General features: G+C 70.5%; 10 protein-coding genes and 3 pseudogenes. 7 read left to right on the forward strand and 6 right to left on the reverse strand.

The genetic code is table 11. From position 1 onward, the window contains the following. Positions 1 to 5 precede the first annotated feature (5 nt). A pseudogene (locus BS80_RS29370) lies at positions 6 to 1,118 on the forward strand (TIM-barrel domain-containing protein); the annotation flags it as partial. A gap of 103 nt (positions 1,119 to 1,221) precedes the next feature. Then, positions 1,222 to 1,737 carry a Rieske (2Fe-2S) protein gene (locus tag BS80_RS29375; protein ID WP_035803718.1) on the forward strand — a complete coding sequence of 172 codons (516 nt, stop codon included), beginning with the start codon at positions 1,222 to 1,224 and terminating at the stop codon, positions 1,735 to 1,737. A 59-nt stretch (positions 1,738 to 1,796) separates the two neighbouring features. Here BS80_RS29375 and BS80_RS29380 read toward each other — a convergent pair. From BS80_RS29380 to BS80_RS29390, 3 genes and pseudogenes are all read right to left on the reverse strand, one after another. Further along, a pseudogene (locus BS80_RS29380) lies at positions 1,797 to 2,075 on the reverse strand (RICIN domain-containing protein); the annotation flags it as partial. 161 nt (positions 2,076 to 2,236) lie between these two features. Continuing rightward, positions 2,237 to 3,211 (reverse strand): glycoside hydrolase family 6 protein, encoded by a 975-nt coding sequence (locus tag BS80_RS29385; protein ID WP_035803721.1) that lies wholly within the window; start codon positions 3,209 to 3,211, stop codon positions 2,237 to 2,239. 325 nt (positions 3,212 to 3,536) lie between these two features. After that, complete coding sequence (locus tag BS80_RS29390; protein WP_232246715.1) at positions 3,537 to 4,547, reverse strand: LacI family DNA-binding transcriptional regulator; 1,011 nt, start codon at positions 4,545 to 4,547, stop codon at positions 3,537 to 3,539. Positions 4,548 to 4,749: 202 nt separating this feature from the next. Between BS80_RS29390 and BS80_RS29395 the strand changes: the two genes are divergently transcribed. Genes BS80_RS29395 through BS80_RS29410 form a run of 4 tightly spaced genes read left to right on the forward strand, consistent with a single transcriptional unit; the run spans position 4,750 to position 10,241 of the window. Then, positions 4,750 to 6,114 (forward strand): extracellular solute-binding protein, encoded by a 1,365-nt coding sequence (locus tag BS80_RS29395; RefSeq protein WP_083975521.1) that lies wholly within the window; start codon positions 4,750 to 4,752, stop codon positions 6,112 to 6,114. A 31-nt stretch (positions 6,115 to 6,145) separates the two neighbouring features. After that, on the forward strand, positions 6,146 to 7,045 hold the full coding sequence (locus BS80_RS29400) for a carbohydrate ABC transporter permease (RefSeq protein WP_035803723.1): 900 nt from the start codon (positions 6,146 to 6,148) through the stop codon (positions 7,043 to 7,045). Positions 7,046 to 7,056: 11 nt separating this feature from the next. Next, the gene (locus BS80_RS29405) at positions 7,057 to 7,884 is read left to right on the forward strand and encodes a carbohydrate ABC transporter permease (protein WP_035803725.1); all 828 of its coding nucleotides are present in this window, start codon (positions 7,057 to 7,059) and stop codon (positions 7,882 to 7,884) included. Between the two features lie 8 nt (positions 7,885 to 7,892). Further along, the gene (locus tag BS80_RS29410; RefSeq protein ID WP_232246687.1) at positions 7,893 to 10,241 is read left to right on the forward strand and encodes a beta-xylosidase/alpha-l-arabinosidase; all 2,349 of its coding nucleotides are present in this window, start codon (positions 7,893 to 7,895) and stop codon (positions 10,239 to 10,241) included. Positions 10,242 to 10,829: 588 nt separating this feature from the next. On the opposite strand, the gene BS80_RS29420 is transcribed toward BS80_RS29410, so the two are convergent. Further along, positions 10,830 to 11,783: a recombinase family protein gene (locus BS80_RS29420; RefSeq protein ID WP_035803732.1), complete on the reverse strand. Its 954-nt coding sequence runs from the start codon at positions 11,781 to 11,783 to the stop codon at positions 10,830 to 10,832. 190 nt (positions 11,784 to 11,973) lie between these two features. Here BS80_RS29420 and BS80_RS41230 point away from each other — a divergent pair, with 190 nt between their 5' ends. Then, positions 11,974 to 12,726 carry a hypothetical protein gene (locus tag BS80_RS41230; RefSeq protein ID WP_157536665.1) on the forward strand — a complete coding sequence of 251 codons (753 nt, stop codon included), beginning with the start codon at positions 11,974 to 11,976 and terminating at the stop codon, positions 12,724 to 12,726. A 163-nt stretch (positions 12,727 to 12,889) separates the two neighbouring features. Here BS80_RS41230 and BS80_RS44290 read toward each other — a convergent pair. After that, positions 12,890 to 13,111, reverse strand: a pseudogene (locus BS80_RS44290) (IS701 family transposase); the annotation flags it as partial. A 48-nt stretch (positions 13,112 to 13,159) separates the two neighbouring features. After that, positions 13,160 to 13,480 carry a GatB/YqeY domain-containing protein gene (locus BS80_RS39825; RefSeq protein ID WP_083975523.1) on the reverse strand — a complete coding sequence of 107 codons (321 nt, stop codon included), beginning with the start codon at positions 13,478 to 13,480 and terminating at the stop codon, positions 13,160 to 13,162. Between the last annotated feature and the right edge of the window lie 39 nt (positions 13,481 to 13,519).

Below are 13,519 nucleotides of genomic sequence, written 5' to 3' on the forward strand. Positions count from 1 at the left end.
GCACCGGCGAGCGCATCCCCACCGACGTCGTCTGGCACGACGGATCCGACCCCGAGCGGATGCACAACTGCTACACCCACCTGTACAACCGGGCCGTCTTCGAGCTGCTGCGCGAGGAGCGCGGCGAGGGCGAGGCGCTGCTCTTCGCGCGGTCCGCCACCGCCGGCGGCCAGCAGTACCCGGTGCACTGGGGCGGCGACTGCGAGTCCCACTTCAACGCGATGGCCGAGTCGCTGCGCGGCGGCCTGTCACTCGGGCTGTCCGGCTTCGGGTTCTGGAGCCACGACATCGGTGGCTTCGAGGGCACGCCCACGCCCGCGGTCTTCAAGCGCTGGGTGCAGTTCGGCCTGTTGTCCTCCCACAGCCGACTGCACGGCAGCAAGTCCTACCGCGTGCCGTGGGACTACGGCGAGGAGGCCGTCGAGGTCACCCGCGAGTTCACCCTGCTCAAGCACCGCCTCGCGCCCTACCTGCAGCACGCCGCCCAGCGGGCGTCCGCCACCGGCATCCCGGTGATGCGAGCCATGCTGCTGGAGTTCCCGGACGACCCGGCCGCCGCCGCGCTCGACCGGCAGTACCTGCTGGGGGAGGACCTGCTGGTCGCCCCGGTCTTCACCGACGAGGGCATGGTCGAGTACTACGTGCCCGAGGGCACCTGGACCAACTTCCTGACGGGTGACCAGTTCACCGGCCCACGCTGGGTGCGGGAGCAGCATGGCTTCCGCACGCTGCCGCTGCTCGCCCGCCCCGACTCCGTCATCCCGCTCGCCGCCGACGACCAGCACCCGGTCTGCGCCTGGGCGGAGGGCGTGGAGCTGCGGGTGCACGCCTTCGCCGACGGAGCGGAGCGCATCCTGGAGATCCCGCGCACCGACGGACCCGGCCGGACCGCCGTCTTCCAGTTGCGGCGTGAGGGTGAGCTGCTGCGGGTGACCACCGACAGCCCGCACCCGTGGAAGCTGCGGATCGGCGGCCCGGCCGGCACCCTGCACACCCAGCCCGCCGGCACCCGGGAGGCCGAGTTCCCTACCCGGCGTGAGAGTGTCCGGCGGAGGCCGACCGGTCCGGGTGCGCCGGGAGACGGCACGCGGGCGTCAGGAATTCCTCCGCCGGATTGAACGCTCGGCCGTCAGCGAGCGTATGAGTGCTAGAACGCGGGCGACCGCTTCCGGGCCGGTCACGGCCCGTACCACCGGCACTCTCAGCGAACAGGAACACGCAGTGGCAGAGAACCCCAGCGCAGCAGGATTCCCCACGCGCCGCACGGTCGTGGCGGCCGTGAGCGGCACCGGATTGGTGGCGGCCCTCGCCGCGTGCTCCGGCACCGACAAGCCGTCGGCGGCGCAGTCACCTGCCGTCCAAGACTCCTCGCTCCCGGCGGGCGGGGCCGTGCCGCCGACGTCCGCCGGCTCCGCCGCGGCCTCCGGCTCTGCTGCCCCGGCCGCCGGAGGCTCCCCGCTGGCCGCCACCGCGGACATCCCCGTGGGGGGCGGCAAGATCTTCGAGGAGCAGAAGGTCGTCGTGACGCAGCCCGCTCCCGGCGAGTTCAAGGCGTTCTCGGCCGTCTGCACCCATCGGGGCTGCACGGTCGGCGACGTGACCGGCGGAACGATCAACTGCCCCTGCCACGGAAGCAAGTTCAAGATCAGTGACGGCAGCGTGGCCAACGGCCCGGCCACCCAGCCGCTTGCGGAGGCCAAGGTGACGGTGTCCGGGAACTCGATCACCCTGAGCTGACGGCACTCGACGAACGGGGCGGTTCACGAGCACGTCGTGAACCGCCCCCGGTCACCGGGCTACTGCGCGGTGAAGGACCACTGCAGGTTCGTGCTGCCGTTCCAGGTCCACTGCTTGGTGACGGAGCCGGAGGCGACCTGTCCGCCGCCGTCCAGGACCAGGCCCGCGGTGCGGTTGGCGATGCTGTACTGGCCGTTGCCCCGGTCGGTGATCTGCCACTGCTGGTTGGTGCCGCCGTTCCAGCCGGCCTGCTGCGCGGGCGACCCGTCGGCGGTGGCGCCCCAGCCGTCGGCGACCATGCCGTTGGTGCGGTTGACCAGCCGGTAGGAGCCGTTGCCGTGCCAGTACGGGGCGGCGATGTCGCCGGGGCCGCCGCGTTCGTAGTCGAAGACCTCGCCGAGGCAGATGGCGGACAGTGGCACCTTTGTGGGCAATCTGGCGGCTTGTCTCTTCGTTGCCGTGCCGGAAGTTCCGGCATACATGGGATGTTCAGCGACTCTCAGTACCCGTAGACCAGGTTGTAGGCGATCTGGGGCAGGAACTGTCCGGCGCTCGAGCCGGCGCCGGTGCCGCAGTTGCCGTCGGACTCGCCGGGCGCCTTGATCCACAACAGCATCTCGGCGCCGCCGCCCAGTTGCGTGGGCGTGCCGGTCCGGCGGCCGGCCGGGTTGCACCACTGGCCGTCGGAGCCGTTGCCGTTGCGGCTGGTGTCGACGACGTACGGCTTGGTGAACCCGTTCGTCTGCTGCAGTGCCGCGTCGACCGCGTTGCCGTACGCCGTGTTCTGCGCGGTGGGGTAGAAGTTGGACACGTTGAGGGAGAACCCGTGGGCTCCGCGCAGCCCCGCCGCGACCAGGTGCTGGGCCATGGTGGTGGCGTCCAGCCAGCCGGGATTGCCCGCGTCCAGGTAGACCCAGGTGTTCGGGGCCTTGGCGTTGAACTGGGCGACGGCGTTGTTCAGCAGCGCGTTGCGATCGGCGATCTGGGCCTGCGTCATGCAGCTCTCGTCGCCCAGCGAGTCGGGTTCGAGGACGACCACCGCCGGCCGGTTGCCGATGCCGCTGGCGAAGGCGGCGATCCAGCTGTCGTAGGCGGCGTCGGAGCCGGCACCGCCGCCGGACTGGCCGGCGCAGATGTCCCGGTTGGGGATGTCGTACGCGACCAGGATCGGCAGCTTGCCGTTGGCGGCGGCGGCACCGGCGAAGGCGCCGGTCGCCGTCCCGATGGGGCCGCTCCAGTTGCCGAACCAACGGGCCGTGGGCACGTTCGCGATCGACGAACGGATGGCGGCGGCGCGGCCGTCACCGGAGTTGGCGTTGAGCCACTGCTGGGCGCTGGAGCCGGGATCGACGTAGAAACCGTCGGTCATGGTGGTCGGGGCGGCGGCGTATGCCGTCCCGGGATGGACGGCGGCCAGGAGTGCGGTCAGCGATGCCGCGATGAGCAATGACAACCTGCGGCGCGAACGGCGCATGGCGTTTCCTCCGCTGGGGGTGGGTGGAGGCTGGGGGAGTGGTGCGTGGGAGCGCTTCCACGTCTGGATGATTGGCCCCTCGGTGACTCACTGTCAAGGAGTCGGGCGCACCCGCCGCCGGCCGGATCGTCCCCCGCCTGACGCCGCGACGGCAGGCGGCAGGCGGCGGTCGCCATGGGGGTGCGACCGCCGCCTGGTCACCGGCGGGGCGTCAGTTGGTCGCGGCTGGGGGAGCCCTGGGGCCGACCCGGCTGAAGGGGGCTCGAAGGTTTCGACCAGGCTACCGATCGCCAGGCGGCGACCCTAAAGCCCGAGCGGCGGGCCGTCAAGAGCGGGCGGACGGAGCAGCGGTGCTGCCGCGCACCACCAGCGTGGTCGCCAGCTCGACCCGCAGCGTGTTCGGCCGGTTGCCGCGGGCCAGGTCGAGCACCATCCGGGTGGCCACCTCGGCCATCTCGGTGAGCGGTTGGCGCACCGTGGTCAGCGCCGGCCCCACCCAGCGGGCCAGCGGAAGGTCGTCGAAGCCGACGACACTCAGGTCCTCCGGGACCCGCAGGCCCAGTTCGCGGGCGGCCTGGTAGAGCCCGAGCGCCTGGAGGTCGTTGCCGGTGAAGACCGCGGTGGGACGGTCCGGCGCGCGCAGCAGTTCCAGGCCGGCGACGTACCCGGCCTCGTGGTGGAAGTCGCCCTCGCGCACCAGGGCCGGATCGAACGGGACGCCGGCCGTCTCGAGCGCCGCCCGGTAGCCGTCCACCCGGGCGCGGCTGCACATCATCCGGCCCGGCCCGGCGATCACCGCGATCCGCCGGTGGCCCAGGTCCAGCAGGTGGCGGGTGGCCGCCAGGCCGCCGTTCCAGTTGGTGGCGCCGACCGCGGGCACCTCCTGGCCGGGGTCGCCGGCCGGGTCCATCACCACGAACGGGATGTCCCGGCTGGTGAGTTGCGCCCGTTGGACCGGATCCAGGCCGGAGAGCACCAGCAGCGCGCCGGTCGGCCGGCGGGCCAGCACCCCGTCGACCCAGGACTGGCCGATGCTGAGGCGGCCGGAGGATTCGGAGAGCACCACCGACAGCCCCTCCTCGCGGACCACGTTCTCCACGCCGCGGATCACCTCCATCGCCCAGGGGCTCTCCAGCTCGTGGAAAACCAGCTCCAGCAGGGGCGCGGCGTGGCCGGTGCCGCGCCGCCGACGGTAGCCATGGGCCCGGAGCAGCTCCTCCACCCGTTCCCGGGTGGCCGGGGCGACGTCCGCCCGGCCGTTCAGCACCTTCGAAACTGTCGGAGCTGAAACCCCTGCCGCTCTGGCGATCTGCGCCAGTGTCGCCGTTCCCGTCACGGCCTCCTCCTCGTCCGCCTCGTCCGCTGCTGCCTGCGAATTTCCGCTTCCTGAAAGCTTCACAGCACGGATGGTAGCCCCTGCCCGACGCGTTGGAGCCGTGAAGTGAAGCTGTGCGAAGGGCTTGACGCGCTCGATCGCCCGGCCTACGTTTCCCCACAACATTCGGTCGTTCATCCGAAACAATCGAAAGAGGCAGGCGATGAAGCACGTCTCGACCGCCCCCCACCGTCGGGCTTCCAGCCCTTCCCACCCTTCCCGTGCTCCCCGCCGTTCCCACGTTCCGCTGACGGCCACCGCCCTGGCCTGCGCGGCCGCGCTGTCCCTGGTCACCGCCTGCGGCTCCAGCGGCGGCAGCGGCTCGGGCGGCTCGGGCGTCATCCACGTCCTGGCCTACGGCGACGCGGGCAACACCGTCGAGAAGAGCATCGTCGACACGTTCAACAAGACCTCCAAGGTCAAGGCGGTGCTCGACACCATTCCCGGCGCGGACTACCAGAGCAAGCTGCAGACCGTCATCAACACCCCGCAGGCGCCGGACGTCTTCTTCAACTGGGGCGGCGGCAGCATCGCACCCTTCGTCAAGGCCGGCCTGCTGATGCCGCTCGACGACATGATCGCCAAGGACCCGGCCCTGAAGGCCGACTTCCTGCCCTCGGTGTTCAACACGGCCGTCATCGACGGCAGGTCCTACGGCGTCCCGATGCGCGGTACCCAGCCGGTGCTGCTGTTCGACAACAAGAAGGTACTCGCCGACGCCGGGCTCACCCCGCCCACCACCTGGGACCAATTACTGGACGAGGTCCGCACGTTGAAGGCGAAGCGGATCACCGCGATCGCCCTCGGCGGCGGTGACCAGTGGCCCGAGCTGATGTGGTTCGAGTACCTCTTCGACCGGGTGGCCGGCCCCGGCGTCCTCCAGAAGGCTGTCGGCGGCGACAAGAGCGCCTGGAGCAGCCCGGAGAGCACCAAGGCCCTGGGCCTGCTCAAGCAGCTGATCGACGCGGGCGCGTTCGGCACCACCTACGACTCGGTCAAGTTCACCGACGGCGGGTCACCGGCCCTGCTGGCCAAGGGCAAGGCCGCGTTCGAGCTGATGGGCTCCTGGGAGTACGCCACCCAGCAGTCCGCCAACCCCGACTTCGCCAAGAACCAGCTCGGCTACAGCGCCTTCCCGAGCGTCGCCGACGGGCAGGGCGACCCGAACGACCTGGTGGGCAACACCAACAACTTCTACTCGGTGCGCAGCACCACCAAGTACCCGGACGCCGTGGCGCAGTTCCTCAAGCTGATGTACTCGGACGAGTTCGTCAAGGCGCAGCTGGCGATCGGCAACCTGCCGACCACCACCAACACCCCGAAGTTCCTGGCGAGTTCGGCCAGTCCGGCGTACTCGCAGTACCAGTACGACCTGGTCGAGCGTGCCCCGTCGTTCCAGCTGTCCTGGGACCAGGCCTACCCGCCGGCCGCGATGACTCCGATGCACCAGGCCGTGCAGCGCTTCTTCGACGGCCAGTTGGACGCAGGCGGCTTCGTCGCGGCGATGCAGGCCCTGCCCACTCCCTGAGCCACCCGGCCGAGTACGGAGGTCTCGACCGATGACCCGTTCACCCGCGGCCGGCGGCGCCGGCCTGACCCGCCCGGGCCTGGCCTGGGCGCTGCCCGCCACCGCCTTTTTCGCCGTGTTCGCCCTGGTCCCGCTCGCCCTGGTCGCCGTGCTCTCGTTCACCGCGTGGAACGGCGTCGACTCACCGCGGGCTGCCGGACTGGCCAACTGGACCGCCCTGCTGCACGACCCGGTGATGCTCAAGAGCCTCTGGCTCAGCGCACTGCTCACCACCCTGGGCGTGCTGGTCCAGACCCCGATCAGCCTGCTGCTCGGGGTCTGGGCGGCCGGCCACCAGCGCCACCGGGCGATCCTGTCCGCGATCTACTTCGTGCCGCTGCTGCTCTCCGCCACCGCCGTCTCGGTGCTCTGGCGGGCGCTGCTCGACCCCAACTTCGGCCTGCCCGCCCAGGCGCCCTGGCTGTTCGGCGACGGCAACCTGCTCGGCAGCCGCGACGGTGCCATCGGGGTGCTGGCCTTCGTCGGCGCCTGGCAGTGGACCCCGCTGCACACGCTGATCTACCAGGGCGCCGCCAGGGCGATCCCGCAGGTGCTCTACCAGGCGGCCGCCATCGACGGCGCCGGCCGGCTACGGCAGTTCTGGCACGTGACGCTCCCGCAGCTGCGCACCACCATGGTCACCTCGACCGTCCTGATGGTGGTCGGCGGGCTGACCACCTTCGACACCGTGCTGATCCTCACCCAGGGCGGCCCGGGGACCGAGACCACGATCAGCGCCTACTACATGTACGAACAGGGCTTCAAGAGCTTCGACTTCGGCCAGGCTTCGGCGATCGCGCTGGTGCTGGTGCTGGTCGCCACGCTGGTGTCGCTGGCCATGGTGCGACTGTCCGGCTACGACGCCATGCGGGCCGGGACGGAGGGGATCTGATGATCCGTCATATGACGCGCCGGCAGGTCCGTGCGAACTACCTGGCCGGGCTGGGCTCGCTGGTCTGGCTCGGCGTCGTCGGCCTGCCCCTGGTGGTGCTGCTGACCACCACCCTGCGCACCCAGTCGGACTACGCCACCAATGGCCCGCTCACCCTTCCGAAGCGGCTGACCCTGGGGAACTACACCGACGCCCTGTCCCAGGGCTTCGCCCAGGACCTCGCCAACACCTGCCTGGTCACGGTGAGCGTGGTCGCCGTGGTGCTGCTGCTGGTGCCACCGCTCTCCTACACCATCGTGCGCAGCCGACGGCGCAGCGTGCGCACCGTCTTCCGGGTCTTCCTGCTGGGGCTCGCGGTGCCGGCCCAGGCGGTGATCGTCCCGATGTTCTACCTGATCAGCAAGGCCGGCCTGTACGACGACCTGACCGGCGTGGTGCTCCCCACCGCGGCCTTCAGCCTGCCGATCTGCACCCTGATCCTCACCGGGACGATGCGCGAGATCACCCCCGAGCTGTACGAGGCGATGGCGGTGGACGGAGCCTCGCCCTGGCGGGTGTTCTGGCAACTGGTGCTGCCACTGTCCAGGGGCGGACTGGCCACCGTCGTGGTGTTCGCCTCGCTCCAGGCGTGGAACGGCTTCCTCTTCCCCCTGGTGCTCACCCAGTCGGACTCGACCAAGGTCATCACCCTTGGTCTCTACAGCTTCCAGACCGAGCACGGGGTGAACGCGCCCGGCCTGCTCAGTGCCGTGGTGCTGTCGATGCTGCCGGTGCTCGGCGTCTACCTGTTCGCCCGCCGCGCCCTGGTCCAGGGCCTGATGGGGATGGGCGGAAAGTGAGGAAATCCGTGAGGCAGGACGACCAACCCTGGCGCGACCCGTCGCTCGACCCGCACGCGCGGGCCGACGCGCTGATCGCCGCCATGACGATCCGGGAGAAGATCGCCCAACTGGTCGGTGTCTGGGTCGGCGCTGGCGCTGACGGTGGTGAAGTCGCACCGCACCAGCACGAGTTGGAGGATTCGATCGACCTGGAGGCGCTACTGCCGGACGGCTTGGGGCAGTTGACGCGCCCGTTCGGCACAGCGCCCGTCGACCCCGCGCTGGGCGCGCTGTCGCTGGCCCGCTCACAACGGCGGATCGCCGCGGCGAACCGCTTCGGCATCCCCGCGCTGGCCCACGAGGAGTGCCTGGCCGGATTCGCGGCCTGGGGAGCGACCGCCTACCCCGTTCCGCTGTCCTGGGGCGCCACCTTCGACCCGGAGCTGATCCGCGAGATGGCCACCGCGATCGGGCGCGACCTGCGCTCGGTGGGGATCCACCAGGGCCTCGCCCCGGTGCTGGACGTGGTCCGCGACGCGCGGTGGGGCCGGGTGGAGGAGACCATCGGGGAGGACCCGTACCTCGTTGCCACCATCGCCACCTCCTACGTGCGGGGTCTGGAGTCCGCCGGGATCGTCGCCACCCTGAAGCACTTCGCCGGCTACGCGGCCTCCCGGGCCGGCCGCAACCTGGCCCCCGTCTCGATGGGCCCGCGCGAGCGCGCCGACGTGGTCCTGCCGCCGTTCGAGATGGCGGTGCGCGAGGGCCGGCCGCGTTCCGTCATGCACGCCTACACCGACACCGACGGCATCCCCTCGGCCGCCGACCCGGACCTGCTCACCGGACTGCTTCGCGAGCGCTGGGGGTTCACCGGAACCGTGGTCGCCGACTACTTCGGCATCGCGTTCCTCAAGCTGTTGCACGGCGTCGCCGCAGACTGGACCGACGCGGCCCTGACGGCGCTGGCCAGCGGGGTGGACGTGGAACTCCCGACCGTCAAGACGTTCGGGCGGCCCCTGCTGGACGGCCTGCTGGACGGGCGGATCGACGAGGACCTGGTGGACCGCGCGCTGCGCCGGGTACTGGTGCAGAAGGTGCAGCTCGGCCTGCTCGACCCGGACTGGTCGCCCGTGCCGAGCGCGCTGGCCGGCCTGGACGGCGCGGCGGGCGAGGAGGCCGCACTGCTCGGTCGGATCGACTTGGACGGCCCCGCCAACCGCGCCCTCGCCGAGCGGATCGCCGAGGCGGCCGTGGTGCTCGTGCGCAACGACGGCACCCTCCCGCTGGACCGGCCGCAGCGGATCGCGCTGGTCGGCCCGAACGCGGACACCGCTCAGGCGCTGCTGGGCTGCTACTCGTTCCCGGTGCACGTCGGCAGCCTGCACCCCGATCTGCCGCCCGGCATCGAGCTGCCGACCCTGCTGCAGCGGGTCCGGGAGGAGTTCCCGGGCGCGCAGGTGGTCACCGCCGCCGGGACCGGCATCGACACCGGCGACACCTCCGGCCTCGCCGAGGCGGTGGCGGCGGCCCGCGACGCGGACGTGGCGGTGCTGGCCCTGGGCGACCGCGCGGGCCTGTTCGGGCGCGGCACCAGCGGCGAGGGCTGCGACGCCGAGTCCCTGGAACTCCCCGGCGCGCAGCGGACGTTGCTTGACGCGCTACTGGACACCGGCACTCCCGTGGTGCTGGTGCTACTGGCCGGGCGCCCCTACGCGCTCGGGCGGGCGGTGACCGAGGCGGCCGCCGTCGTCCAGGCCTTCTTCCCCGGCGAGGAGGGCGCCCGCGCGGCCACCGGAGTGCTCAGCGGCCGGGTGAACCCCTCGGGGCGGCTGCCGATCAGCATCCCGGCCCGGCCCGGCGGGCAGCCGGCCGGCTACCTGGCGCCCCGGCTCGCCCAGGCCGGCAGCGTGTCGAGCACCGACCCGACACCGGCCTACGGGTTCGGACACGGTCTCGGGTACACCGAGTTCAGCTGGTCCGAGCCCGTGGTGACGCGCGACCGGACCGACACCGGCGGTGAGTTCGAACTGCTGCTGACGGTGGCGAACACGGGGCACCGGGCCGGCCACGAGGTCGTGCAGCTCTACCTGCACGACCCGGTCGCCTCGGTCGTGCAGCCGGTGCAGCGACTGGTCGGCTATCACCGGCTCGCCCTGAAGCCGGGGGAGCGGGCCCGGCTGCGGATCACGGTGCCCGCGGACCTGGCCTCGTTCACCGGCCGGGCCGGGCGGCGGATCGTGGAGCCGGGAGACCTGGAGCTGCGGCTTGCGGCCTCGAGCACCGACGTCCGGCACACGGTTGCGCTCCGGCTGACCGGAGCGGTGCGGGAGGTGGACCACACCCGGCGGCTGCACCCCTCGTTCCGGGCCGAGTGACCACCGGGCGCGTCCCGTGGCGTGCGCAGCGTTGTTCGAGAGGGCCAAGTACGTGCCCTCGGTCGGGCCAAGAGCGGTAGTGTGCAGAAGTGACTGACGTGACCATCCTTCACGGAGCCTGGCATCAGCCCGCTCACTACGTCGAACTTGGACCTGGATGACGCTCGGGCGAAGCTCTTCGGCGACGTCGACGAACCGGCGGCCACGCGTGCGCTGGAGTTGTTGCGTCCGGAACCCCCGTCGATCTTCGACGCCACGCCCACTCGCGTGAGTTGGCGGGACACCCCTTCGATCTACCTCCGTGGGCAGCAGGACCGAACCATAGCGACTCCACTCCCGGACCGTTTCGCCGGGCGTTGCTCTCGCACGGAAACGTGGGACACCAGCCACTCGCCCTACCTGAGCTGCTCGGCCGCCGTCGCTGACCTGATTCGGCGTCAGCGACCGGGCGGCGCCGGCTGAGCCCCGACCGAGGTCGTGAACGGCTCCGCTCATTTTTCCCGGCGAAATTGGGGAGCAGTTTCATAGGGGTCCGGCCAAGGTGCCTGCAAAACCCACACTGAGATGATCTTGTAGGCGGATCCGTCGTCAGCCGGTTCGGAGAGCCGCGAAGTCGGCTTCGGCCTGGGCGACGGTTTCGGGGTACGCCTGGCGCTTCTCGTACTCGGCCAGTGCCCGGTAGATGCTGGCCAGACCAGGGTTCTGGCCTTTGCGCTTGCCGGTGGGGATGATCAGGTCGGGCCGGATCTGCTCGACGGACTCGCCCGCCGACCGGCGCCGCAGCACGGTGTGCAGCATGTCGTCGGTGATGACGGGCGGCCGGCCGCCGCGCTTGCCCTTGCGGGCGGCGGCGTCGAGCCCTTCGAGGGTGGCTTCGCGGATGCTCTCGCGCTCGGTCTCGGCCATCGCGGCGAAGAACCCGAAGAGCATCCGGCCGGGGCCGGACGGGTCGTAGATGCCGGGCAGCGGGCCGGCCGGCATCTCCAGGGCCAGGCCGTGGGCGCTGAGGTGGTCAGCCAGCGCGGTGAGCTCGGCGGCGTCGCGGCCGAGCCGCTTCATCTCGTAGACGGTGAACAGCACCCGGCAGTGCGGGGCGTGGGCCTTGATCTCGCGCGCGAGGGTGAGGGCGGCCTCGAACTGGGGGCGGACCCGGATGCGGGTGCTGATCTTCTCGGAGAAGATCTTGTCCCGGGGGATGCCGTGCGCGCTGAGCGCGTCCAGCTGCGACTGCAGCTCCTGGGTGAGGTGGCTGCACCTCGCGTACCCGATGCGGATGTCGGCGCCCGGGGTGTCCGACTCGGGCGCGGCCGGCGGCGGGGTGCCGGGCCGCCAGGGCTGACCGGGGCCGCGGTCGGCGGGGGTCGGCACCCGCAGCAGCTTGGCGAGCCGGGCCACCTTCTTGAAGCGGCCGGTGTGGTAGATCCCGGCGACCGCGCCCGAGCGAGATCGGCAGGGTGAGCCAGGCTGAACGCCGCAGCGGGGGCAGTCGTGGCGCTCGACGTCGTCGGCGTCGCTCTCGATGGTGTCCTGAGGGTCCGTCACGCCAGAGATCGGGCGTCCGGACTGCCCTCGACGTCCATTTCCGATCTTGCTCCCGGAAAGGGTCGTTTGCGAGCCCGGATGCGCGACACCCAGCCATACTTGCCTGATGATTGGTCAGGCATCGGGGCCCGGTGGGACAGTACACATATCCCGAGACGGGCGAGACGACTATCCGCTGTACAAGTTCAGGGTGTATATCGACGACGTTCAGGTGGCCATGCTGCGCGCCCGGCGAGTAGTCGACATCCCGGTGCCGCCAGGCGCCCATCGTGTGCAACTCCGCGTCGCGCCACCGCTCAGCCTGCTCGGCGTGAGGAACAGTGAGACGCTTTCTGTCCTGGTAGAGCCTCATCAGGTCGTCCGCTTCCGGGGCGAGTACGTCATGGAGAAGAGCAACTGGTCCAAAGTCACACTTCGACGCCTCGAAAGCCTCGAAGACCCACCAACATCCTCACTATCTGAGACCGGGGCTGCGGACGCCCGGGTCATGGAAGTGACACAGACGCGACGCATTGAGGAATCGCTCGGTGAGGACGTACGTCTGATCGATAACCGCGCCAGTCCTGCCCCAGTCACTCGCACCTTGAAGGCCAGCCGCGAGTGGACTCGCACTCTGACCCTGGGCGGAAGCCACAGTCAGACCGTGCACGGTGACGTGACCGCAAGCCTGCTTTGGCTCTCGGCAAAGGGGAGCATCGAAGCCGAACTGCAAAGTACGCTCTCGCTCGCGATCGGCAGTACGCACCTGTTCGAGGAGGAAATCAGCGTCACGGTCCCAGAACGCGCCGCTGTGCGGATCGTGCTGAGCTGGAAGCGCATCTGGCAGTGCGGTGAAGCCCGCGTCTTGCTGTCAGATGGATCCGTACACATCGTGGCTTACCAGGTTGTGGTGAGCGTGACCTTCGACCAGAAGATGCAGGATGTCGCGGACCTCCCGGATTGAGTGTGGCCTCAACGACCGGGCGGCGCTCAGGGGGAAGCCGCTGGCCACAAGCTCGGGACGTCAGCGGGCATCAGGAGCTCGCGGGATGTCGACAGTCGGTCGCTGGCTCGGAGTTGGCCCCGCCCTGCTCACCCGGCCTAGTACTCCAGTGCGACTTCGTGATCTAGGTGGACGAGAAGGCGGCAAGGCGCCGTCGGTAGTGGCAGCGTCTGGCCTGTGCTTGGTGGCTTCTGCGCCAGATCGACCAGGCCAGCAGCGAGTTCACTGATGCGGCTGGCCATTTCTGCAGGGCGCCGATCAGGTGGCGGATCTCCGGGATGGTCAGGTCGATCGGGTCGCTGCTGCGGGCGGGACGGTTCGGATCCGCCCTTCTGGCGGGCTTCGTGCCCAGCCCTGCTCCTACATCGCTTCTGACGTACTGCGACGCCGTGTCCTATGCGGTGCCGGGGCCATCGAGGAAGCGATGCAGTACGGCGGCCTCCGTGCGGAGCCGCTCGGCTCGGTTAGCGTGCGCGGGCGCAGTCAACTGCGCTGCAACCTCCAGTCGCTCGGCGGCCTCGGCGCGCACGATATCCACCACACTGCGCTCGCTCAGCTCACGCCGCGCTGCTTCGGTGGTACCGACACCAACCGGCGAATGCTCAAGGGCCACGCCGCTAAGCTCAGCTTCGTCGACGGGCACCGCCTCAGCGTTGTCCAGCGCAGCAAGCGTTGCGCGCAGGGCACTCACCGCGGCCTTGTCACGGGCGCGCATCGCTTCCGGCAGTGCTTGACGCATACGAAGACGTAGAGA

Source organism: Kitasatospora mediocidica KCTC 9733 (assembly GCF_000744225.1).
GTDB lineage: Bacteria > Actinomycetota > Actinomycetes > Streptomycetales > Streptomycetaceae > Kitasatospora > Kitasatospora mediocidica.